General features: G+C 35.3%; 19 protein-coding genes, 1 tRNA gene and 1 pseudogene. 11 read left to right on the forward strand and 10 right to left on the reverse strand.

The features are described from left to right. The first annotated feature begins 148 nt into the window (after positions 1-148). From F6K06_RS06645 to F6K06_RS06655, 3 genes are all read left to right on the forward strand, one after another. Positions 149-337, forward strand: a complete 189-nt coding sequence (locus F6K06_RS06645) for a hypothetical protein (RefSeq protein WP_287308804.1) — start codon at positions 149-151, stop codon at positions 335-337. Then, positions 324-578 (forward strand): hypothetical protein, encoded by a 255-nt coding sequence (locus tag F6K06_RS06650; protein WP_124146658.1) that lies wholly within the window; start codon positions 324-326, stop codon positions 576-578. The genes F6K06_RS06645 and F6K06_RS06650 overlap by 14 nt, the downstream gene beginning before the upstream one ends. Before the next feature lie 992 nt (positions 579-1,570). After that, a complete protein-coding gene (locus F6K06_RS06655; protein WP_124146657.1) occupies positions 1,571-3,253 on the forward strand; it encodes a tetratricopeptide repeat protein in 1,683 nt (560 codons plus the stop codon). Positions 3,254-4,107: 854 nt separating this feature from the next. Here the strand turns inward: F6K06_RS06655 and F6K06_RS06660 are convergent. Next, on the reverse strand, positions 4,108-5,619 hold the full coding sequence (locus F6K06_RS06660; protein WP_287238683.1) for an MBOAT family protein: 1,512 nt from the start codon (positions 5,617-5,619) through the stop codon (positions 4,108-4,110). Positions 5,620-6,065: 446 nt separating this feature from the next. Between F6K06_RS06660 and F6K06_RS06665 the strand changes: the two genes are divergently transcribed. Beyond that, positions 6,066-6,138 (forward strand) — tRNA-Phe (locus F6K06_RS06665). Positions 6,139-6,750: 612 nt separating this feature from the next. Continuing rightward, positions 6,751-7,704: pseudogene (locus F6K06_RS06670) on the forward strand (hypothetical protein); the annotation flags it as partial. Positions 7,705-7,808: 104 nt separating this feature from the next. On the opposite strand, the gene F6K06_RS06675 reads toward F6K06_RS06670, so the two are convergent. The 5 genes from F6K06_RS06675 to F6K06_RS06695 form a co-directional block, all read right to left on the reverse strand. Beyond that, the gene (locus tag F6K06_RS06675; RefSeq protein ID WP_287238685.1) at positions 7,809-8,435 is read right to left on the reverse strand and encodes a reverse transcriptase/maturase family protein; all 627 of its coding nucleotides are present in this window, start codon (positions 8,433-8,435) and stop codon (positions 7,809-7,811) included. An 8-nt stretch (positions 8,436-8,443) separates the two neighbouring features. Next, entirely contained in the window at positions 8,444-9,646 is a 1,203-nt protein-coding gene (locus F6K06_RS06680; RefSeq protein ID WP_287238688.1) for an RNA-guided endonuclease TnpB family protein, read from the reverse strand. A gap of 66 nt (positions 9,647-9,712) precedes the next feature. Next, a complete protein-coding gene (locus F6K06_RS06685; RefSeq protein WP_287238692.1) occupies positions 9,713-10,165 on the reverse strand; it encodes a hypothetical protein in 453 nt (150 codons plus the stop codon). A gap of 191 nt (positions 10,166-10,356) precedes the next feature. Then, positions 10,357-11,277, reverse strand: a complete 921-nt coding sequence (locus tag F6K06_RS06690) for an Rpn family recombination-promoting nuclease/putative transposase (protein ID WP_287238695.1) — start codon at positions 11,275-11,277, stop codon at positions 10,357-10,359. Between the two features lie 163 nt (positions 11,278-11,440). Next, the gene (locus F6K06_RS06695; RefSeq protein ID WP_124154519.1) at positions 11,441-12,364 is read right to left on the reverse strand and encodes an Rpn family recombination-promoting nuclease/putative transposase; all 924 of its coding nucleotides are present in this window, start codon (positions 12,362-12,364) and stop codon (positions 11,441-11,443) included. A gap of 452 nt (positions 12,365-12,816) precedes the next feature. Between F6K06_RS06695 and F6K06_RS06700 the strand changes: the two genes are divergently transcribed. From F6K06_RS06700 to F6K06_RS06710, 3 genes are all read left to right on the forward strand, one after another. Then, positions 12,817-13,365 (forward strand): hypothetical protein, encoded by a 549-nt coding sequence (locus F6K06_RS06700; RefSeq protein ID WP_124154518.1) that lies wholly within the window; start codon positions 12,817-12,819, stop codon positions 13,363-13,365. 473 nt (positions 13,366-13,838) lie between these two features. Then, on the forward strand, positions 13,839-14,186 hold the full coding sequence (locus F6K06_RS06705; RefSeq protein ID WP_124144991.1) for a YtxH domain-containing protein: 348 nt from the start codon (positions 13,839-13,841) through the stop codon (positions 14,184-14,186). A gap of 107 nt (positions 14,187-14,293) precedes the next feature. After that, positions 14,294-14,797, forward strand: coding sequence for a DUF948 domain-containing protein (locus F6K06_RS06710; protein ID WP_124144992.1), 504 nt, complete (start codon positions 14,294-14,296; stop codon positions 14,795-14,797). Between the two features lie 397 nt (positions 14,798-15,194). Here F6K06_RS06710 and argB read toward each other — a convergent pair whose 3' ends face one another. The 4 genes from argB to F6K06_RS06730 form a co-directional block, all read right to left on the reverse strand. Next, positions 15,195-16,094: an acetylglutamate kinase gene (gene argB, locus F6K06_RS06715; RefSeq protein WP_124144993.1), complete on the reverse strand. Its 900-nt coding sequence runs from the start codon at positions 16,092-16,094 to the stop codon at positions 15,195-15,197. A gap of 83 nt (positions 16,095-16,177) precedes the next feature. After that, positions 16,178-16,687 (reverse strand): rod shape-determining protein MreD, encoded by a 510-nt coding sequence (gene mreD / locus F6K06_RS06720; RefSeq protein ID WP_124154517.1) that lies wholly within the window; start codon positions 16,685-16,687, stop codon positions 16,178-16,180. A 925-nt stretch (positions 16,688-17,612) separates the two neighbouring features. Then, positions 17,613-18,368 (reverse strand): rod shape-determining protein MreC, encoded by a 756-nt coding sequence (gene mreC / locus F6K06_RS06725; protein ID WP_124144995.1) that lies wholly within the window; start codon positions 18,366-18,368, stop codon positions 17,613-17,615. Between the two features lie 626 nt (positions 18,369-18,994). Next, complete coding sequence (locus F6K06_RS06730; RefSeq protein ID WP_124145045.1) at positions 18,995-19,996, reverse strand: rod shape-determining protein; 1,002 nt, start codon at positions 19,994-19,996, stop codon at positions 18,995-18,997. Positions 19,997-20,328: 332 nt separating this feature from the next. On the opposite strand from F6K06_RS06730, the gene F6K06_RS06735 reads away from it, so the two are divergent. The 3 genes from F6K06_RS06735 to F6K06_RS06745 all read left to right on the forward strand — a co-directional run bounded on the left by F6K06_RS06735 (position 20,329) and on the right by F6K06_RS06745 (position 23,290). Beyond that, entirely contained in the window at positions 20,329-20,676 is a 348-nt protein-coding gene (locus F6K06_RS06735; protein WP_124144996.1) for a single-stranded DNA-binding protein, read from the forward strand. A gap of 557 nt (positions 20,677-21,233) precedes the next feature. Then, the gene (locus F6K06_RS06740) at positions 21,234-22,541 is read left to right on the forward strand and encodes a TldD/PmbA family protein (protein ID WP_124144997.1); all 1,308 of its coding nucleotides are present in this window, start codon (positions 21,234-21,236) and stop codon (positions 22,539-22,541) included. 2 nt (positions 22,542-22,543) lie between these two features. After that, positions 22,544-23,290, forward strand: coding sequence for a DUF3153 domain-containing protein (locus F6K06_RS06745; RefSeq protein WP_124144998.1), 747 nt, complete (start codon positions 22,544-22,546; stop codon positions 23,288-23,290). Positions 23,291-23,455: the final 165 nt, after the last annotated feature.

Here is a 23,455-nt window from a genome sequence, read left to right on the forward strand (position 1 = left end):
GTATTTCATGGCATAGGGAGACTTGAAACACTGAATTTTGTTGATTTTTACCCATTTCAAGGGGAGGCTTGATACCTGATTTTCTGGTCAAGTAAGAATAAGCAAGAATGATTATATAAAGGATAAAATTAGCATAAATAATCTGATTTTGGCTGAAATAGTTATGGAAGTAATTTTTTATTCTAGGTTTCCTGTAACTCCTGATCTCAAATTATGGTTATGGAAAATATCAGGTATTAAGACAATAAAATTTGATGGAGGTAGTGGTAATTATTGGTGTTCTTATTTGCTAGAGAGTCAATCAACTGAAAGGAGTAATTCAGATGGAATTATATGATGTTCTCTTGAATACTGATGAAAATAGTCACGGAAATTTTGGGGAACAGATTTATTCTTGGCAAGTTAAGGAAGTAATTTTTTATTCTGGGTTTGCTGTCACTCTTTATCTCAAATTATGGTTATGGAAAATCCCAGGTATTAAGACAATAAAATTTGATGGAGGTAGTGGTAATTATTGGTGTTCTTATTTGCTAGAGAGTCAATCAACTAAAAGGAGTAATTCAGATGGAATTATATGATGTTCTCTTGAATACTGATGAAAATAGTCACGGAAATTTTGGGGAACAGATTTATTCTTGGTAAGTTAAGGAAGTAATTTTTTATTCTGGGTTTCCTGTAACTCCTTCAACTAAAAAGCAATACGGTTTCCTACGGAATGCTGCGCAAATAGATAAGACCAAAACTCCTATACTATGGAACCATTAGATCAGCTTTTCAGATCACAGAACTTCCAAAAAAATCCTTAACTGAACCCTATTGAACTAAAAAGAAGGAATTCAGAAAAAATCAGAAACTGTTTGGTTGAATACTGATAAATATTACGGAGTAAGTAACAGCCAAAAAAAGGAAAAGAGATAGAATTAGGGAGACTTGCTTAAGATATAGAGTCAAGTTTTTTTACTGCTAATTAAACGGACTATAGCTAAAAAAATAAAATTTTAGTAAAGCTTTGAGGTTATACAATTTACAGAACTTCCAAAAAAATCCTTAACTGAACCCTATTGAACTAAAAAGAAGGAATTCAGAAAGAATCAGAAACTGTTTGGTTGAATACTTATAAATATTGCGGGGTAAGTAACAGCCAAAAAAAGGAAAATAGATAGAATTAGGGAGACTTGCTTAAGATATAGAGTCAAGTTTTTTTACTGCTAATTAAACGGACTATAGCTACTAAAAAAATAAAATTTTAGTAAAGCTTTGAGGTTATATAGCAATGTGCGCTGGCATATTTACAAATTACAAGAACTGTCCAATAGCTAAAAGTCTTGTATTATCGGTCTTTTATTCCCCCAGATGAGCTGTTGCCAGATGAGCTGTTGCCTGCGCACAGCGCTATACAATAGCCTACCTGAAGAATTGCTATAGTAATATTGTCTTCTATAAATAAAGAAGTCTACTTGCCCTGAGAATAATATTTTTTTAAATAAGTTATTGCCAAAAACACCAATACAAAAAATAGAGCAAAACTTGACATCTTAAATAACCTTATTCAATAATTAACAACCATAGTATGAATATTAAAACAAAAAAAAATCTGATTTTTCTTATCTCTATCTGTATCACAACTTGCATTTATATTACACTTACTTTAAATCCTTCTTGGTCAGCTAGTGAGAGAAACCAAAATCAATTAAACAGTGTAGTTCCTCTATGGAATAACTTAGGAAATATCCATCATCAAATAACAACAAATTCTCCTGAAGCTCAACGTTACTTCGACCAAGGTTTAACCTTGATTTTTGGCTTCAACCATGATGAAGCTAAACGTTCTTTTCAACAAGCAACTAAATTAGATTCTAATTGTGCAATGTGTTATTGGGGTATTGCTTTATCAGTAGGTCCTAATATTAATGCACCGATGAATCAAAAATCTATTCCTACTGCTTATCAAGCCATCCAAAAAGCTCAAAAACTTTCAAGCAAAACTACTTCTATAGAACAATCTTATATTAATGCTTTATCTCAAAGATATTCTGCTCAAAATTTAGAAAATCGTCAACCTTTAGATATGGCTTATGCTAATACCATGAGAGAACTTTCCAAACAATATCCTGATGATTTAGATGCAGCAACTCTATTTGCTGAATCTTTAATGGATTTAATGCCTTGGAATTACTGGAAAGAAAATGGTGAACCTCAACCTTTAACGAATGAAGTTGTTAAAAAATTAGAGTTTGTATTAGAAAAAAATCCAAATCATCCAGGAGCAATACATTATTATATTCATGCCCTAGAAGCTTCCCCATATCCAGAAAAAGCAGAAAAATCAGCAGATAATCTCCGGAATTTAGTTCCTGCTTCTGGTCATTTAGTACATATGCCGTCTCATCTATATCTCAGAATTGGTCGTTATCACGATGCAGCTAGTACTAACCAAAATGCGATTAAAGCAGATGAAAAATTTCTAGCAACTTCTCAACAAAAAGGATTATATTCAGCACTTTATTATCCTCACAATATTCATTTTTTCTGGTCAGCAGCTAGTATGGAAGGACGTAGTACAGATGCAATTAATGCCGCTAGAAAATTAGTAGATAAAGTTTCTCTTCAGGAAGTTGAGCAGTTTCCTTTGACTGAAATGTTTCTCCCCACTCCCTATTTTTCTTTGGTGCAATTTGGTAAGTGGGATGAAATTCTTACCGAATCTCAACCATCAAATAAGTTACCCTATACAATGGCAATGTGGCATTATGCAAGAGGTATGGCATGGGTTGGTAAGGGAAATTTAGAAAATGCTCAATTTGAGTATCAAAAAATCAACAAATTATTGCAAAATTCAGAGTTTAGTGCTTTGGAAACTGCAAATGTTCCTGCTACAAATTTAATTTCAATTGCTAATCATTTATTAATGGCAAAAATGGCATACCTAAAAGATAAAAATGAAGAGATGATTTCCGAATACCAAACTGCCGTAAAACTTCAGGATAATTTACCCTATATGGAACCTCCTTATTGGTATTATCCTGTACGTCAATCTTTAGGTGCAGCTTTGTTAAAATTAAATCGGGAAAAAGAAGCAGAAGTAGTTTACCGTCAAGATTTAAAACAGCATCCAAATAATGGTTGGTCTTTATATGGATTAGCAAAAAGTTTATTGGCACAAGGTAAACAAAAAGAAGCTGCTGAAGTCAAACAAGAGTTTGAAAAAGCTTGGTTAGCAGCAGATATTAAACTAACTACTTCTGAGTTTTAAAATTGGTGATCTAAAGTGCTTAATAATATTCAGTTAAAATTTTTTGATGAGATGCGAGCTTGAATAATTATCAGCTAGTAAGTCATCATATCTAATCTAGAAGAACCTAATTAAATTGGTTTGAATTTCTGAAGTGGTGGCATTTTCCTAGAACTTAAAATTCCGGATTAGGAAGTTGACAAAATCTAGAGTTATCTAGAGATAGTTGTAGATTATTAACCCTGATTGAATAGGAAAAAATTAATATTTATGAAACGATAAAAAGTACACTTAGTAAATATCTTGTAGTATACGAGCCATTACGCAAAACATTAAATCGGTACAGAAACCTGAAAATACAATACAACAACAACAGGGGACTTAGAAAAATACAAAAGCACATAAGGAAACATATTAAGCATAAAAATTCTGTTTTCTTTGTGTAAGTTAGCTCAAATGATGAAGGGTAGGAGTCAGGAGTCAGGAGTCAGGATAAATGGGAATTATAGAGGAGGTAGGAGGAAGAGTTACCCCTTGATTTTTCGGCCCAACTATTGCCCTAAAATACTAACTTTTTGAGCTTTTTAGACCGAAAAGCTTGTACTTTTTTCGACAAAAAAAGGCTAAAACCTTTATCTATCAATGCTTTTAAATTTAATCAGTAAGCCCTAATTATTAATTATTCGGAAAAAAACATTCACTTCATTTAGTTGTACTTCATAACTTCGGAAACTACTGTATCATTTTTATTCAATATTTATTCCCTCTTCCTTCTTATTTCTTCCTTTTATTCCCTCTTCCTTCTTCCCTCTTCCTTCTTACCTCCTCCCTCTTTCTTCTTTCTTCTTCCTTCTTCCCTCTTCCCTCTTCCTTCTTTAAAAATCAAAATAAATATAAGGCAAACCCTCCGGCGCCAGCAACCAAACAACAAACAAAAACACAGGTACTAATAAAACTTTCAACTGCCAATTTAACTGTAACTTCAGACCACGATGAAACCAATAATTAATCGCCATTGCCACAACAACTCCACAAATTAACCATACCAAATGTAACCTTTCTAAACCCATCGCCTCCAAATAAACCTTATCCACAAATTGAACATCACCATCATAATTCCACCAGTGAGAAAACACCCAAAAAGAATCCCTTAAATTCGGCAGTCGGAAAAATATCCAAGCACCAAAAACCATACTCTGAGTTAACAACCAACTGATTAAAATTCCAGGCAAACTTTCCCATACTTTTTTGACCTTAAAATGTTGAGAAATTGCCTCTATATACCGATGAATTACTAATGCCAAACCATGCAAAACTCCCCAAACAATAAATCCCCAAGCAGCACCATGCCAAATACCAGCAATTAACATCACAATTAACAAATTCAAACAAGTCCGAAATAAACCTACCCTTGAACCTCCCAAAGGAAAATATAAATAATTTCTCAACCAATCTCCCAAAGTTGTATGCCACCTCCGCCAAAATTCTGCAATACTTGTACTGAAATAAGGAAAATCAAAATTTTGTGGCAAACTTAAACCCATTAAAAAAGCACTACCACGAGCAATATCAACATAGGCAGTAAAATCAAGATAAAGTTGTAATCCATAAGCAACAGTTGCTAACCACAGATCGCCACTTCCTGCTCTTTGCAAATTACCAAAACTCAGCTCTACAAAAATTCCTAAATTATCAGCTATTAAAGCTTTTTTTACTGCCCCAGTTGCAATTAACCAAATTCCTTCTGTAATTTGTTCTAAATTTGGGAATTTTAAGGCTGGTATTTTAACTGAATCTAGAGTATTTTTTTTGCCGATCATTCCTAACTGATTTTGTAGATAATGATAGCGAGTAATCGGACCAGAAATAAGCTTGGGAAAAAATAATTTATAAGATGTAAATTCTAATAAAGAAGAAGCTGATGGAGCGCCTCGATAAACATCAATTAGATAAGCAAGACATTCAAAACAAAAAAAACTTAAACCTAATGGTGCAATTACATTACTATCAACCCAATTAGCAGTTTCTAAAATATTAGGTATATTGTACAGAATGCCAATACTATTTAATAAAAAAGGTATATATTTGAAACTTAATAAAAGTAAGATATTGCATATTATACCTAACCACAATAATAGCAAGCGACGGCGGTTCCATTGTTTATTAGCAATACGCCAATCTTTAGGTTCCCCAATAGCTTGAGCAAGGTAAAAATTAAATAGGCTAATTATTAATAGCAGTAGAATATATTGGGGTTGAATAGTAGCGTAGAAAATTAAACTGGCAACCAAGAGGACAAACACTCGCCAAGACTGTCGTGGCATTGACCAGTAGATTCCTAATACTATTAATAAAAATAGAGCGTAGTTAAATGAGATAAAAGTCATATTTTGAAGTAAAAAGTCAAAATTCAAAAGTCAAAAGTAAGATTTTATAGATTTATAGACTCCTTGTAAAATAAATATTAAGCCACGAACCAAAATCTTAACTGTCCGCCGTAACCCACCGAACATACCGAACATAAAGAGCTCTATTTAGTAAAATTCTTTTTTAACGCTTGGTATTATCAGTTAAGTTATTAGTTATCAAGTTACCAGCTCCTCTGTACGCCTCATTGCTTTAATTTAACTTTTGACTTTTGACTTAATTAAATTCTTACTTTTAACTTTTGACTTTTAACTTCAAAATTTGACTTGGTTAAATTCTTACTTTTGACTTTTGACTTTTGACTTTTGACTTAATTGAATCCTGATTCCTGACTCAATAAAAAAAAATCTAAAAGTACTTGTCAAAATTATATTTAGTCTGCTACTATAGTAAAAGTGAGAAAAAAGCCGGGATAGCTCAGTCGGTAGAGCAGAGGACTGAAAATCCTCGTGTCGGCGGTTCAAGTCCGCCTCCTGGCATAAAAAGATCATAATTGTGTGATTGTCAGCTTACTAATATCTCAGTTTATATAGGGACTATTGTATATTAATACGAACGCGTATTGCCTTCTTTTATGTCCTTAGTGACGTATACAGATCGATTTTCTCTGTCAATCACCTCATGTGGAATTAACATTGACCGGGTGGCAAAAAGCCATGATTACAGTGATAGGAAAAAAACTAAGGTTTAAACCCTCTCCGGTTATTCACCCAACTTCACCTACGAAAGTAGAAAGATTAAGAGAAAGTTGCCTGAAGTTATATTTCTTTAAACCTAAACACCATAAGATACATCGTCTGTCCACGATAGTCCAATAATACTATATCCTTTGGCTGTCTTTTATTACCGTCATGATTGTTGCGGATGATGCACTGACAGTTTGCCGTCCATTTGGGGTCGTGATATCTTTACTTCGGGGTTTTCTTGTTTTATAGTATCATATGTCTTAATGACGTATTAGTAAAAAACCATAAAATCAATGCAAAAAAAGATACCCGACGAATTCAAAGTAGCAAAAAACAATCACGAAATAGATGATATTTTAGGGCCGGGGGGGGGCCTATTGTTGCCTACTCAAACCGACAAATGACAAGTGGTATGATCAAAAACCACTAAGTTTGAATGGGAAGGTGTATATAACCCATACAAAGCCAATAGGGGCGTATTTAAAGTATCTAAATTTTTATAGAATCCCCGAAGGAATAGAGCAAGAGCGTGTTTTTACAAAGAAGAAAGGATATCGTCTGGGAGCGGAGTATTCTTTAGAAATCTCCGCAACGCTAGGCGCTAATATAAAAGCGATTGAGGCAAGTGGAACAGTCACGCATAGTTTTACGTTCACTGCCGAGATGGAAGTAGAACAAGAGGAATCATTTACTGAAAAGATAACAGGCCCGATCAACCTAAGGGTTTATCAACCGGTTTTATTGTATGTAACTGTGGTGGAAGGGAATCAAGAGATAAAGGATCATCTGAGGATAAATAATATGCAGTATGTAGAGAGAGGTGGTTGTTTGTATTTTACGAGAGGAGTATTTCGCAATTCACCGTACCTGTTCGCAGAGGAAGATTGGTTAGAGGATGTGGTGGATGAAATGGAGTTTAGTGAGCACTTGTTAAAAGAAGCATTTGACGAATGGATCACAGACCTAGAGTACCAGTGCAGAGGAAGAATGAGGGAAAAAAAAGGTTATGTTTTCGAGAGTAATGAGCATACTTCATATATCAAAGCGGAAATGACGAGTGGCGGGGATGAAGAAAAGTATATAATAACGAGGTCTGGGCGGTTCTATAATATAAGTCAGGGTAGACAAGTTGTATCACCAGCGAGTGGTCATGGTGGTGGAATAACACTATTAACTTATGGACAGTCGGTTGCGGAATACGAGAATGAGATATTTTTATACACGGAAGAAAAGAAAATCATGGAGAAGGGACAGGGAAAATACTTAGGAATAGGTAAGATGTTTGGCGGTGGTATATTTGATAAGGTTTTGGATATACACCCTGGTAGTGAGTATGAAGGAAATTTTGAATTTGTGTGAAAGGAAGACGGATGGTGTGCCATGATTGCAGGGATGTGTGAAAGGAAAAGCGAAATAAAAGAAGAAGCCCTATCCTGAGATCTGATGACGAAAAAAAATCTATGTTACGCCAAGTGATTAGAGATTGGAGTCAATGATGTTAGGACCCTCGCTACCCCAACTGCTTCCAACTCAACCCTCTGAACCCCACTCCTAACCCAAATCAACCAACGGCGAGCGTATTCCTCAATGCGACTCGCCGTCGCATTTTGCTCATAAAGCCGAGAAACCCGCTCCAAAAACCGTTCCACCGTCACCCGCGCCACCGCCAACCCCCCAGGGGCGAACCTATACCCCAAAAAATCGAACCCCCGCCCCACCCTACCGATAAAAGTCTTATCCGGGTGCTTTTCCACCTTCAATTCCGCCATCACCTGATTAGTAGCCTTGATCGCCCGTCGCAATGCCCACCGCGTCGGAGCCAAAACCACCCAATCATCCATATACCGCACATAAAAGCAGCCCATCGCCGCCATCCGATCGTCCAACGGCTTCAGATATAAAGCCCCCATCAACGGCGACAAAGGGCAACCCAGAGAAATACCCCGTTCAATATCCACATATATCCCCCCATCAGAAACAAACCGCCGGAGGTACTGCCCTACCAAGTCCAACACTACAGGGTCTCTCACATATTCAGCCACCTGACTGAAAAGAATATCATGTTGACATCCTCCCCGGCCTGAAGGCACGGGGATTCCTACCGAGCCGTAGCTCCTCGGCGAGTTGACCTTTCACAGGCTGCTGCTACTTTTGCAGTAGTCTTACGCTTGCCTCCACGTCCGTTTAGTGTCTCGGACTGCCCGCCCGCGACTAATATATTTATTGCTGCATTCTCGTCTCTATCATGTTTTGCACCACAGTTGAGACACTCCCATTCTCGCACCTGAAGGTCTAGCTTCCCACCTTTAAAGCCACAATTTGAGCAAATTTGGGATGTTGGCTCCCAACGACTAATTACTCTAAAATCACGACCATATTTTTCTGCTTTTCCTTCTAAAAAAGTCCTGAATGTTCTCCAACCTAAATCAGAAATTGCTCTGGATAATTTACGGTTTTTAACCATTCCAGAAACGTTTAAATCTTCTAAAACAATTGTTTGGTTTTCACGAATTATTTCAGTAGATAATTTATGTAGAAAATCTGTCCTTGTATCTTTCAGTTTGGCATGGAACTTAGCAACTCTAATCCTTGCTTTTTCATACCTTTTAGAGCCTTTAGTTTTATGAGATAATGACTTGCTTAACTTTCTTAATTTCTTAATTCGTTTCTTCAGTGGTTTAGGAGCATCAACCTTTGTACCGTCACTAAATGTAGCAAAGGTTTTAATACCTAAATCTATACCTACTGAATTATCAGTTTGAGGTAAGATTTCTGGTTGTATTTCTACTACAAAACTCAAGAAATATCTATTAGCTGAATCTTTAATTACTGTTACTGATGATGGAGAACCAGGTAACTCTCTAGACCAAACTATTTTCAGCTTTCCAATCTTAGCCAAATAAACTTTATGTTGACCAACTTTAAATCCTCCCTTTGTAAACCTAGCAGTCTGCCTTGATTTTCTTCTTTTGAATTGCGGAGGTTTTATAGGTTTGCCTTTTCTCTGGCCTCTGGTTGACTTAAAAAAGTTTTGATAAGCCTGGTTCAAATCATTTAAAGATTGCTGTAATGGTATGTTAGAAACCTCTGACAACCACTCTCTGTATTCAGTCTTTTTAGCAGATGTGATAAACTGTTTTTGTAGCTCAGAGTTAACAGGTTTCTTCTCTCCTATTTTGTACTTTTCTTGACAGCAAGCTAGACTATCATTCCAAACCACACGGACACAGCCAAATAGCTTGGCTAGTCGGTATTTTTGTCCCCGTGTTGGATAGATACGATACTTAAATCTAGCTTTCATAGAATAGCCTCTTGACTCACAACATGATAACATAATTTGTTGCACAAAATCAACTAAAAAGTCGCCCTAGAAGGGCGAGGCTTGAAACCCAATTTTCTGGTCAATACTGGCATAATACCCCTTCACATCAGTCCGAAACACAAACTCAAACTCATGCAGATGGGCATCCACCTCCCGCACGGCTCCCTTAAGTCCGCCAGTCCCCGCCAGATGAAAGCAACGGGGAGACAAATGGGGTTGCAAAACCTCCTGAAGGACAATAGCCAAAGCCTTCAAAACCAGAGCATCTTGGGCAGACCATATTTCTTTCACCTCACCCCTGGACATAACCCGACGCTGCTCGCCAAAGCGATAGTTACCTGCCCGCAGTAGGGCCACCAACCTCGGCTTTTTCTCCTGCCACCAGCGCCGTAACTGCCAGACATCATTATTGTAGTGGTAGTCTTTGCGCTTTTCGCAGAGCCAATCAAAAGCTTTATCGATCGCCTCATCACTAGCAACTTGTTCGATTAACAACATGAAATTCAAGAATTTAGAATTTAGAATTTAGAATTGCCTCATCTGAGAATTGAGAGGATTGGTAAAAAGGATTTTTTTTATTTTTATCCCCTGGAAAGGAGAGGGATGAAACCACAATTATTCGGTCACCTTTAGTTATGGAATATTTAATTTTATAACAGAATTAGAAACTGATAAAGTATCACAGGATTCTAAATCAAACGTTCCTGCAACCAACTTTCCAAATCTGCCAAACTATTAAAACTTAAAAACACCTTCACCAAATCCTCCACATCTGCTAAAGGCAAATCTTTTATCTGACTATTAATCTTTTCAGAAACCTCTCCAAAACGTTGAGTTATTAATAGCTTGATTAGAGCTATAGTTTGATTAAGTCGTGCAATTTCTTCTGCATAAGCTATCCGTCCTCTTTCATCTTGCATCGCTATCCCTCGGTTTTCAACTATCTCTAACTCCTCTGGACTCATATTAATAAAATTAGCAATATTTAAAGCCTGTTCTATTTCCGCAACTTCCCCTAAACTCTCTGGTATCTCATCAAAACTAGCCGCCTCTTTCAGAAAATAAATCCACTTATCTGTCAAACTATTTAACTCTGACAAACTTTTATTAAACTTCGGCAATTCCACAAAAATTAACCGCAATTCTTTTTCCAAGCATTTAAGCTTTTTAGTTTCTTCCTGAAACACAAATTTATTAATATAATCATCTTTACTAATATTATCATCAGTATTATAAAACAGAATAAAATCTGTAATTGTGACAGCTATTGCCGGATTTAATAAAGGATAATTCTCTCCTTTATCCAACTGATTAGCATAAGCTTTAGACAAATTGTAAGCCACCCGCTTGTTAAAAGCAGTCATTCGTGCCACTTGCATTTCAATAATTACAATTGAACCGTCAACTAAAACTGCTTTAACATCCAAATAAGTTTCTTTTAAACTGATAATTTTACCAGGATTAAAAGGATTGACAATCGTTAAATCCTTAATGGTTTTTTCTCCATCGTAAATTATCGCATTCAGAAAACTGATTAAAATCTCTTTGCTTTGTTCGGAGCCAAAGATTTTTTTAAAAGCATAATCAACTTTAGGATTGATAAATTTCATAGTAGTATTCTCCTTATAAACAATTGATAATGAACAATGAATAATGGATAATTACCTATCCTTGAAAGAAGAGGATTGACAAACAGGAAAATATTTTCTTTTGATTTTCTTGCATTTTTGAAGAGGTATTAGACCAAATTAAGCAATTATCAATTATCAATTATCAGTTATCCATTGATAAACGTTCCTGTAACCAACTTTCCAAATCTGCCAAACTATTAAAACTTAAAAATACCTTCACCAAATCCTCCACATCTGCCAAAGGCAAACTTTCTATCTGACTACTAATTTCTTCAGAAACCTCTCCAAAACGTTGAGTTATTAAAAGTTTGACCAGAGCGATCGCTTGATTAAGCCGTCCTTTTGCTTCTCCTTGTTCTTCTGCATAAATTAGTCGTCCTTTCTCATCTTGTAATGCTATGGCCCGACGCTCGACTATCTCTAATTCTTCTGAAGTCATATTAATTCTCTCAGCAATATTTAAAGCAAGTTCAATTTCTGCAACCTCCCCTAAACTATCTGGAATATCATCAAATTTGGCAGCTTCTTTCAGAAAGTAAATCCACTTATCTGCTAAAGTTTTTAACTCTCCCAAAGTTTTTTTAAACTTCGGCAGTTCCACAAAAATTAACTGTAATTCCCGATCGGGATATTCCCAGTTTTTCTCTCTATGTTTAAACACAAATGGATTAATAACATCTATCTTGTCTTTAAAAAGAATAAAATCTGTAATTGTTACCGCTATAGCTGGACGTAGTAAGGGGTAATCATCTCCTGTTTCCAACTGGTTGCCATAACCTTTAACTAAGTTGTACATTACCCGTTTGCTAAAAGCAGTCATCCGTGCGACTTGCATTTCAATAACTACAATAGAGCCATCAAATAAAACAGCTTTTATATCTAAATAGGTATCTTTCAAACTGATAATTTGACCAGGATTAAAAGGATTGACAATTGTTAAATCCTTAATAGTTTTTTCTCCATCATAAATTATCGCATTCAGAAAACTGATTAAAATCTCTTTGCTTTGCTCGGAACCAAAGATTTTTTTAAAAGCATAATCGACCTTGGGATTGATAAATTTCATAGTAGCTTTTCTCCTTATTATATAAATAACCAGAAACGAAGTTAAAAGTCAAAAGTTAAAAGTTAAAAGTTAAAAGTTAAAAGTAAGATTTTATAGGCTTAAATCTTTGATGCTACAGTAATTTCCGGAAATTATTTCACGTCTAAAACGTTGAGTTATCAAAACCTTGACCAGAAAGATGGGGAGATTGAGAAAGATTTGACAATGGCGCTTTAATGGAACATTTTTTGATACCAAATCCGAGTGGATTTGATATAATATACTTTGATAACTCTATCGCAATCCTATTTTATTCGTGTCAAAAATCTTACTGCTTTTTAGGGAACACTTAACTGGGAACACTTAACTGGTAAGAGTTTCAGTTTTTTTATTTACTTTTTGATTTGTCACGACCTATTTAGGATTGCTATATAATGACTTAAATATTCAATCTCCCCCACTCCATTTTAGATGTGTCGGTCCAACATAAGAGTTTTAGGGAACATCTTAACGAAGTCAAAAGTCAAAAGTCAGAAGTTAACCCACCCCTCGCCCCTCCCCCTCCCAGGAGGGGAAATAGGGGAAGCGTGAGCAACTCTCCAAAAATATTGCGCCTTAAAAGGCGAGGTTGCGCGACCCTGATGATAATGATAAGTTTTGATTCTGATTGGACTGTTTGTTTTAGTTATTATGTAGAATGTTCGGTGAAGAGAAAAATGCTGTGGTTAGTAATTGAACTAAATATTGTTATCTCAATTTTTTGTTTTTACCTCGCTTGGAGAATCTGGAATGTTAGACAAACATTGCTACAAGTAGAACAAACTCTCAATTTGATAGATTTTTGTACCAGTAAGGTACTTGATAAAACACCAGAATTTTTCCTACTTCACCAGCAGAAAATAAATCAACTACGACAACTATATAAACAACTGGATTTACAAGTTCAACAGGTTAAACAAATTATGGCCATGCTGTGGTTGCTCAGAACCATTTGGCATCGTTTCTGTAGAATTTGGCGCTAGTGCCGCTACGCGGAAGTTAAAAGTCATATCAAATCCGGTTAAACAGCCATAGAATGGTTAAGTATGGAGTCCTCAGGAGTCAACCCACCCCTCGCCCCTCCCCCTCCCAGGAGGGGAAGACAGGAGTCAGAAGGAGAAAGAATTACAAAGATGAGGGTAGTTATGACGATTGAAGATTTTTTTTATGTCCAATTAAACGGATTTGATATCAAAAGTTAAAAGCGAGTGCGTAATTCTGAGGTTTCCTCAGAATGCAAGACGCACTCAAGACAGTCAAAAGTATTGATTTGTAATTGTTTTTTGACTTTATTACGGTCTATATTTGCGCCTTCCTGCACTAAATATATTGACACTCTCAGCATCAAATCTTACCATCAAATAAGAGCGATTATAATGGGAGTACTCTTTCAAAAATTTAGATATGATTGATAATAAAGAAGTATTCTAGACAGAGATATATATATTTTTTAAGTATGTCAAACAAAAAATCTGGACTATTTATCAGTGGTCTACTGCTAGGTTCAGCTATAGGTACATTAACAGGGTTATTAATAGCTCCTAGAACGGGCAAAAAAACAAGACAGTTGGTGAAAAAATCTGCATCTGCTTTTGCCCTACTTGTAACAGACTTGTCTACCAGTGTCAAATTTCAAGCAGACCGCTTTTCAGGATCTACTGCTAATTCTTGGGAGGAAACTTTAGAAAGACTAAGAGAGGCGATCGCTGCTGGATTAGAAGCTAGTCAAAAGGAGAGAGAAATATTATCTCAACTAGAAGCCAAAAACTCTGAAGTTTCAGTAGTTATAAACAGGGAAAATTAAAACAAAAAGCTTTTTTTTAATCTTAAAATACTCTACAATAGCACCTATTATTGTTAAGATTATCCAGGAATAGGAAGTTATCATTCCCCTGTTTAGGCGAAATACCTGTGAACAACCCCTTGTTTTGGCTTGGATTGTCCCTTTTCCTGGTTGCATTGAGCCTCACTACTGTTTTAATTGTCACCTTACCTGCGATGTTGGCATTAGCAAGAGCTGCTCGTAGTCTAGAAAAGTTAGCAGACATCCTAGCTCGCGAATTACCACCAACTTTAGAAGCAATTCGTCTCACTGGCATAGAAATTAGTGAGTTAACTGATGATGTTAATGATAGTGTCCAGAGTGCAGGAGAAATTGTTAAGCAAGTCGATCGAAGTATTGGTAATGTCCGTCAACAAACCAAGGAAGTTAAAACTACAACGAAAAGTATTTTTACTGGTATTAAAGTAGCCTGGAAAACATTTAATTTAAAACCAAAAACAAAAGAAAATACGAGGAGACCATTAAAGCATTCTTTATCATCTTCTCATAAAAATGTCGCTCAAAGCCATCTTTACAAAGATATTCCTCCTGCTTCTGCAACTGAGGATTCTACTCTAGATGATAAACCTTAGACAGAGAAAAGTTTTCTCCCCTGTACCCTATAGCAATGTGCGCTGACTTATGTACAAAAAACAAGAACTGTCCAATAGCTAATAGTTTTATATTATCGGTTTTTTTATTCCCCCTGTTGCCTGTTGCCTGTTGCCTGCGCACAGCACTATAGTTAGGTCTTGCTGATTAAATATCAAAGCATTGACTGATATTGGTTTTAGCATTTTTTGGTCTCAAAGAGTATCAGCTTTTCAGCGGAAGAAGTTCATGCATGCTAGTATTTTAGGACGATTATGGCAGAAAAATCACTCTTACAATTTTTCCGACTACCTCCTCTATAATTCCCATTTCTCCTGTCTCCTGTCTCCTGTCTCCTGTCTCCTACCCCTACTAAAATACTTTTTCAGCAAACCCTAGTTAAAAGTTATTAACTGCCAAACTACTTACTATCATTGAGCCAACTCCAGAATCTGTAAAAATTTCCTGTAAAAGTGTATGGGGAACTCTACCATCAAGAATATGGGCAGCTCGAACTCCCTGAGCTAAACTCCGCACACAACAATTTACTTTAGGAATCATTCCACCAGATACAATTCCTTTTTCAATCAATTGTCTAGCTTCCTGGATATCTAACTTAACAATTAAACTATCTGGATTATGATAGTCTTCCAAAATTCCCGCTGTATCTGTAAGGAGAATTAACTTTTCTGCATCCATCGCAGCAGCAATTTCACCCGCAACAGTATCTGCATTAATATTGTAAGCTTGTCCTTTTTCATCTGCAGCTACACTAGATACCACGGGAATATAGCCATTATCAACTAGGGATTCTAGAATATCTATTTTGACGTTACTTACTTCCCCAACAAAACCAATACCTTCTCTTCCTTCGGGACGTGCTTTTATTAAGTTCGCATCCTTGCCACACAGACCCACAGCACGGCCACCAGCTTGATTAATTAAAGAAACAATTTCCTTATTAACCCTTCCCACTAATACCATCTCTACTACTTCCATAGTGGGCGCATCAGTAACTCGCAAACCATCCTTAAACTGCGGTTCAATTCCTAATTTACCCAACCAAGAGTTAATCTCTGGGCCACCACCATGAACCACAATCGGACGTATACCCACACAAGATAGTAGTACAATGTCCCTAATTACTTTATCTTTGAGGTTACTATCTTTCATGGCCGCACCGCCATATTTGACGACGATTTTACGACCTGCAAATTTTTGAATGTAAGGTAGTGCTTCACTTAACACTTTGACTCGGTTTATTTCTGATTGATTTTCAAAATCTGTACTTTTTAGCATAGACAGTTACTCTTTTGAATTTATAATTTGAACAATATCAATATATAGTTTATTTCAATTTAAAAGTTAACTACTTAGTTATTTTAAGGTTTCCACAATTGACTGAGAGGAAAATAAATAACAGGAGCCCAAAGACTACTAATAACAGCAGAACCCAAAGCAACTTGCTTATAGTAAACCCAAATTTCTCCAAAGGTTTGATTGCCGATTAATCCTAACTGAATTGCCATGAAAGTTTCTGCAATAATTGCCAGAATAAATGTTACTAAAGCTATGAAAATAAAATCTTCTTGAATAAAGCGTTGCTTCTGTAAAAACACTATGATAAATCCTGCAAAAACTAAAGGAATAACATGAGTGGGATAGGGAGCTGTGATGCCATCTTGAATTAATCCTAAAACTAAGCCAGCGACTAAAGCTTCTATAGTTGAACTCTGGCTACTCCAAGCAACTACCCAAATTAATAACCAGTTAGGTCTTATGCCAAAAATCTCCATTCCTGGAATACGGGTGAACAATAATAGTGCACAAACTAGTGCAGAAGCAATAGTGATTAATGATTTTAAAATAGCTTGCTGAGATATATTAGACATCTGAATTAAGAAAATAAATTTAATAATTTGAAAGTTGTTGAGGATAAGTTAATTTTTCAATTTTTAACCAGGAGAAAATTTTTAGGCTCTTGGTAATTTATACTATTTTTTTTTGCTGCAAAAAACACCTATAGAGTTTCTCAAATTACTGAGGTAAAGTTGTTTTTATTCTTTTGATTTTATTTTCCCGAATTATACCAATTTGGAAAAAGAATGTTACGAATAATCAGGGCAGTTAAAAGACTTTAAAAGAGATGCCCCTTGGACTAAAAAGATAAATTACAACCTAATAAATAGTATCAAAGCTATTCATTCTGTACGTCGCTAATCCGACGGCTCTCCTACCTGACTCGGTCCTCGGTCCTCCTAAGAAATAACCTAATTATTTGTAGCAAATATTTATCAAATTGGTATTACTCAGACCTACGGACGTTGCATGCAACGTCTCTACCTAAAACAAACGAATTTTTTGCCTCACGCTTCTTGGGAATTACTATATAGAGTTTTTTCCAAGTCAATGATAATTTTCATTTGTCTTATGTAAAAGATAATTAGGTAAAAAGAGTCTTTGTAACAGAAGAATTACCATTATTGAAAATTAATAAAAATGGGAAATCAAATAACTGTGAGCAGAATGAGACTGATTTCCTAATAATTTTAGGTCGTGCAAATTATGAATATTTTTGCATGATTTTAATTATGGCAGTCTTAAATTAATTGTCAAAAATTGGAAAGCCTTACCCCTATTCCCTAATTCCCAGATATTTTCTGCAAAATTAAAGTATGACTGCTATATATACTGTCTCTGTTGAATAAAAAATTGACCAATCAAAAGCTTTTAATTTTTATTAAATACATCCAATAACCAAATAACTCAAGAAAGACAACTAAAGAAAAATTAAAAAGTCGATCATTGATAGTTGAATTACTTTTCTGTTTCACTTTGTTTATTTTGATAAACAGTCACCCATTCCAAAGTATTAAGTGGTGCTGATAATTTAACCTTAGCTTGTGGAGCAGGAGTATTATTCAAATTAATAGATTCAACTTTTCCGATAGCCAAACCTGCCGGGAATAATTGACTATAAGCAGAAGTAGATACAAAATCACCAACCTTAACATCAGGAAGATCGTTAAAAAATTCTAAGACAACTGTATCATTACCCTGACCCTTCATAAAACCCATCTGACGACTGCGAATAATTCCTGCGCCAACTTTACTGGTAGAGTCACTTACTAATAATACCTGGCTAGTATGGGGTGTAACGCTAGTTATTCTACCTACTATACCACCAGTTCCCATCACAATAAAATCTTTTTGAATACCATCTTTACTACCTCTTCCTAGAGTTACTTTTTGCCACCAATAGTCTGCACTTCTACCCACTACAGGAGCTACTATTCCTTTTGTTTTTTTAGTTTTTGTATAATTAAAAAGTTGCTTGAGAGTATTATTTTGTTTCTCTAATTCTTGTAATTGAATTTCTAGTTCTTCTATACGAGCATTCACTAATACTTCTTGTTGAACAGGACTAGGTTGAAATGGTAAACTCAGCCAATTATAAATTTCAAAAAGTAAAGAACCTTGAGTTTGTCTAACCCAAAAAGCTGCACTTACTGCTAAAATTAATAATGCAGCTTTTCTGATGATTTTTAAGCTTCGACGACGCAATGTTTGCATTGGTAAAACCTGAAAATTTGCTACTACTTTAAACTTTATTACTACTAATTTATATTCAAAACAGAAACTTCTGTATAAGGAGTCAGAAGTCAGAATTCAGAAGTCAGGAAAAATGGGAATTATAGAGGAGGTAGTTGGAAATTGTCCCCTGATTTTTCTGCCCAACTCTTGCCCAAAATGCTAACATTCATGAGCTTCTGAGCAACCGAAAGCCTTGTAGCTTTTTTCACTCCAAAAAGGCACTTGCCTTTATCTGTTAATGCTTTGATAGTTAATCAGCAAGCCCTAACTAGCTAATATTTGATTATTGAAATCGCAATTAACCATGAGTTATTAGTAATTAATCTTCTTACTGAATTTCGAGATTTACTAATTTACTAATTTTAAAAATACAGAGTTTTAGAGAAATTAGGAAAAATGGGTCAGTGATTAAACTTGTATCTCACAGTTCTCAAAAGTTCTGTAAAATTATATATCTATAGGTTATTATCATCAGAACGCTTTTCAATAGGTACTCAAATATAGCAGTACTCACAAAAGTTAGGAATTATAAATCAAGACAAAACTAGGAAATACAAATAATTAACCTTCTACCCCCTATAATTTGGCTACAAAATAACTGAATTTTAGCGCATCTGTCCACTGAAAACCCTTTCCAGTTGTTTAAAATTCTCCAAGACACGACCAGTACCCAAGACTACGCAGGAAAGTGGGTCTGCTGCAATATGAGTGACAATTCCAGTTTCATGGCTAATTAAAGTATCTATCCCATTTAATAAAGCACCACCACCAGCTAGCATAATACCTCTATCTATAATATCTGCTGCTAGTTCAGGAGGAGTACGTTCCAAAGTTCGCTTAACTGCCTCTACAATTATTGATAGAGGTTCTGCCATACTTTCTCTCGTCTCTGCAGATTTGACAGTAACAGTTCTGGGCAAACCTGATAATAAATGTAAACCCTTAACTTCCATCGTTGCCTCATTGTCATCCAAAGTAGGATAAGCTGAACCCAATTTCATCTTGATATCTTCAGCAGTTCGCTCGCCTATTACCAAGCTATGGACTTTTTTCATATACTGAGTAATAGCATCATTCAATTCATCTCCAGCTACACGGACAGATTCACTAAGAACTGTACCTTGTAAACTTAGAACAGCAACTTCTGTAGTCCCCCCACCAATATCCACAATCATATTACCTGTAGGTTCAGCCATAGGTAATCCTGCGCCAATAGCAGCAGCAACTGGTTCATCAATTAATCGTACCTCTCTAGCACCAGCATGAGCTGCAGCTTCCATTACAGCTCTTCTTTCTACACCAGTTACTCCGCTCGGAATGCCAATTACAATTCTTGGAGATACCAAGGTTTTTCCTTCATGAACTTTTCTAATAAAATGCTTTAGCATTAATTCTGCTATATCAAAATCAGCAATGACCCCATCCCGTAAAGGTCTGACCGCAATTACATTAGCTGGAGTTCGCCCCAGCATCCTTTTCGCTTCTTCCCCTACTGCTATAGAAGTTTTTTGCTCCTGGTCAATAGCTACCACAGATGGTTCTTGAAGAACAATACCTTTACCAGATACATATACAAGGGTATTTGCAGTACCCAAGTCAATTCCCATGTCCCGAGACAAAGAAAAGCGATTTATCCAACCCACTGACTTTTGACCCCCAAAATTCAATCTTAGTTTGTGTAATAATTTATCTAGATATATTGCTGAGGTATTCTATTTTGTTTTTACTCCTCAGTCTATCAGGACTATACAAAAATTGATGCAAGCAAATTTAGCTGTCCTTGATTTTATACTGCAACAGGATAGGGACAGAATCTGGAGGAAGTGTTAGATTTAATCAATGGTTGAATAATTAGTCCTCTTGAGATATTCTTGTAGATAATCAGACTAGAATTTAATTAATCATATAATCATATATATAATCATATATATAATAGTTTATGAGTCTAAATATTGTTACTTTGGTTGGTAGGGCAGGTGGAGACCCTAATGTTAAATATTTTGAGTCTGGTAGTGTGGTTTGCAATTTAACTTTGGCAGTAAATCGTCGTTCTAGCAAGAGTGAGCAACCAGACTGGTTCAATTTAGAAATTTGGGATAGAACTGGAGAGATTGCTGCTGACTATGTTCGTAAAGGTAGTTTGATTGGGATAAAAGGTTCTCTAAAGTTTGATTACTGGCAAGACCGTAATACAGGGACAAATCGCTCTAAACCAGTAATTAGAGTATACCAATTAGAATTATTAGGCTCTAAACGTGACGATGCACAAAATTATGATGAATTTTAATTTGATAGGTCAACGAGTCAGGAGTCAGGAGTCAGGAGTTAGGAATTAGGAGTTAGGAGTTAGGAGTCAGGAGCGGGGGAGTAGGGGAGTGGAGGAGAAGTAAACATCAGAATAATTAATACTAACTGGGGTGCTAATTATCAAAAATTCGATCCTGTTTGTGTTAATTACTTAATAATTAAAGTGCTACTTAATTTAAGCATTAATGGATGGTAATTGGTATTAGCAGTAGAGGATAGCCAAAAGACAAGTCGCTCCCCTTGAGCAAACCCCAATTTTAGCAGCGGTCGGTACTGATAATTGATAACTGAAATGACGGTGGGACTTTAAGTTTTCCAGATAAGCAAGGATAGAAATTATTAGACATAGGCGTGAAAATCCAAAATAAAATCAACAGGACTTACGCACAGACTCTACATATAGCGAGAGCAAATACCATTCGTCCCTACAAATGGTGCTTTAAAAGTCAATTTGCGTAAGTCCCGATCAATTATTATCTATAAATTATCAATTATTTCCCCATACTCCCTATTCCCTCTTTTGGAGGAGATGTCAATATGAGTGAGTCTACTCTAGAGCAAATTCTTAAATTAGCTACTCAGAAAGCTGAAGCTGTAGAAATTTATTATTTGTCTACTCAGGAAACACCAATAAAATTTGAAAATAATTGTTTAAAGTCTCTACAAACTAAGGCTCAACAAGGAGTAGCTCTCAGATTAATTTATCAAGGTAAATTAGGTTTTGCTAGTTCTACAGATTTGACAAGAATTGAGGATTTAGTTGAAGGAGCAATTCAAACAGCAAAAGTTAGTGAGACTGCACAATTTAAATTTGCTTCTTCATACAATTTTAATTACCCAAAATTAGAGTTTAATTTACCTCAAGTTAATGAATTAATTACTTCTGGTGAAGAAATTATTGAAAAGATTCATAATTATAACCCCGATATTCTAGTCAATATAGACTTTAATATTCAGAACAAAAATATTAAAATTTTGACTAATACTGATGTTTATGCTCAAAGGTTTAATCAATTAGTTAATGTGAGTATTTCCGGTAACTTAGTTCGGAATGAAGACTTTCTGCAAATATCTACTTCAGATGCAATAAGCGATCGAACCTTAGATATCAATAAACTACTAGAAAAATTAATCCAAAAATATCGATGGGCAGAAAATTCAGCTAAGATTACTACTGGAAATTTTCCCGTATTTTTTACTCCCACAGCAGTAGGAAAGACGATCGCTAGATTATTTAAAACTGTTTTATCTGGACAGCTTGTGGTACAAAAAGCTTCCCCTCTTACCAATAAAGTGGGAGAAACTATGTTCGATCCTCGTTTTACTCTCTTTGAAGACCCAAATATAGTCCTTTATGCTTGTCCCTTTGATGACGAAGGTATCCCAACTACGGTCAAGACTTTTATAGAAGCAGGCACTTTAAAAAGTTTCTATTGGGACCAACAATGGGCTGCTCGTGCTGGACGTAAGTCCACTGGGAATGGTTTCCGAGATGGACTATCTCAACCAACTCCTAGTTTAGTAAATTTGAGTATTAATCCTGGCCAAGCTTCTCCAAGAGAATTGATTAGTAATATAAAAGAAGGTCTAATTATAGACCAGGTATTAGGAGCTAGTAAATCTAATCAATTAGCAGGAGAATTTTCTGTCAATTTAGATTTAGGTTATAAGGTAGAAAAAGGTGAAATAACGGGTAGAGTTAAGAATACAATGGTGGCAGGTAATATTTTTGAAGCATTTCAAAATTTGGTAGATATAGGCAATTTTCCTGAATTAGTTGGCAATAGTTATTATTTGCCATGTATTGTATTTCAAAATTTAGGTGTAGCAACAAGGGAGGCTTAGATATGAAAGTCCTTAAAGTTATTTTGATTAGTTTTTTAGCAGTTTTACTATTGAATGGATGTGTTCAATATGAAGTTGGAATAAATTTTGAGAGCCAAAACCATGGTGAAATTGTGCAACATATTAAATTAGCAGATGAGTTAAAGAATTTCAGTGGGAAGATAGTTTCTGAATGGTTAAGAAGTATAGACACTAGAGTTAATCAATTACGAGGAAAAACTCAAAAAATATCTTCTCAAGAAATTTTAGTTACAATTCCTTTTAATAATGGTGCGGAATTAGAAGAAAAATTTAATCAATTTTTTAAACCTATAGATCCACAAGAATCTAATAATTATGCTGCCGATGTTACAGCAGATTTACCTAAATTTGAATCTCAGATTGAAGTAAGTCAGAATAATTTCTTTTTAGTACTGCGGAATAAATTGAGCATTAATTTAGATTTGCAATTATCTACATCTAATAGCAAAGTTATAGTTAATCCAGATGAGTTATTAGATTTAGAGTTTCAGTTAACTACGCCTTGGGGTTTTAACAACATTCAAGCAACTGAAAATGATGCAATAACTTATCTAAGCGATCGACAAATTGTCTGGAAATTAAATCCAGGAGAATCAAATTCATTAGATGTAGTCTTTTGGATTCCTAGTCCCATAGGAATAGGTACAATCTTAATTGGTTTATTTGTTTATTTAGGTATAGCTTTAAAATATCAAGTACTGCCCGCTTTAGGAATTATTAAAAAATAGATTAATCAATATTGATTTTTATACTATATAATATTGCCTAAAATTTGAGGATTAAAAAATTAAGCTACTGCATCAAAATTATAAAATATATGTAAGCATTTCCTGCGGAATGCGCAAACAACTATTAGCAGTCAGCTAGCTTACTGGGTCGGAACTACATTAACA

The sequence above is a fragment of the Okeania sp. SIO1H4 genome (genome assembly GCF_010672695.1).
GTDB classification, from domain to species: Bacteria; Cyanobacteriota; Cyanobacteriia; order Cyanobacteriales; family Microcoleaceae; genus Okeania; species Okeania hirsuta.

Bases quoted from the DNA above. Each gene is read 5' to 3' on its own strand.
- F6K06_RS06650 (WP_124146658.1), top strand. From the start codon at position 324: ATGGAATTATATGATGTTCTCTTGAATACTGATGAAAATAGTCACGGA.
- F6K06_RS06655 (WP_124146657.1), top strand. From the start codon at position 1,571: ATGAATATTAAAACAAAAAAAAATCTGATTTTTCTTATCTCTATCTGT.
- F6K06_RS06660 (WP_287238683.1), bottom strand. From the start codon at position 5,619: ATGACTTTTATCTCATTTAACTACGCTCTATTTTTATTAATAGTATTA.
- F6K06_RS06680 (WP_287238688.1), bottom strand. From the start codon at position 9,646: ATGAAAGCTAGATTTAAGTATCGTATCTATCCAACACGGGGACAAAAA.
- F6K06_RS06685 (WP_287238692.1), bottom strand. From the start codon at position 10,165: ATGTTGTTAATCGAACAAGTTGCTAGTGATGAGGCGATCGATAAAGCT.
- F6K06_RS06690 (WP_287238695.1), bottom strand. From the start codon at position 11,277: ATGAAATTTATCAATCCTAAAGTTGATTATGCTTTTAAAAAAATCTTT.
- F6K06_RS06695 (WP_124154519.1), bottom strand. From the start codon at position 12,364: ATGAAATTTATCAATCCCAAGGTCGATTATGCTTTTAAAAAAATCTTT.
- F6K06_RS06705 (WP_124144991.1), top strand. From the start codon at position 13,839: ATGTCAAACAAAAAATCTGGACTATTTATCAGTGGTCTACTGCTAGGT.
- argB (WP_124144993.1), bottom strand. From the start codon at position 16,094: ATGCTAAAAAGTACAGATTTTGAAAATCAATCAGAAATAAACCGAGTC.
- mreD (WP_124154517.1), bottom strand. From the start codon at position 16,687: ATGTCTAATATATCTCAGCAAGCTATTTTAAAATCATTAATCACTATT.
- mreC (WP_124144995.1), bottom strand. From the start codon at position 18,368: ATGCAAACATTGCGTCGTCGAAGCTTAAAAATCATCAGAAAAGCTGCA.
- F6K06_RS06730 (WP_124145045.1), bottom strand. From the start codon at position 19,996: ATGGGAATTGACTTGGGTACTGCAAATACCCTTGTATATGTATCTGGT.
- F6K06_RS06735 (WP_124144996.1), top strand. From the start codon at position 20,329: ATGAGTCTAAATATTGTTACTTTGGTTGGTAGGGCAGGTGGAGACCCT.
- F6K06_RS06740 (WP_124144997.1), top strand. From the start codon at position 21,234: ATGAGTGAGTCTACTCTAGAGCAAATTCTTAAATTAGCTACTCAGAAA.
- F6K06_RS06745 (WP_124144998.1), top strand. From the start codon at position 22,544: ATGAAAGTCCTTAAAGTTATTTTGATTAGTTTTTTAGCAGTTTTACTA.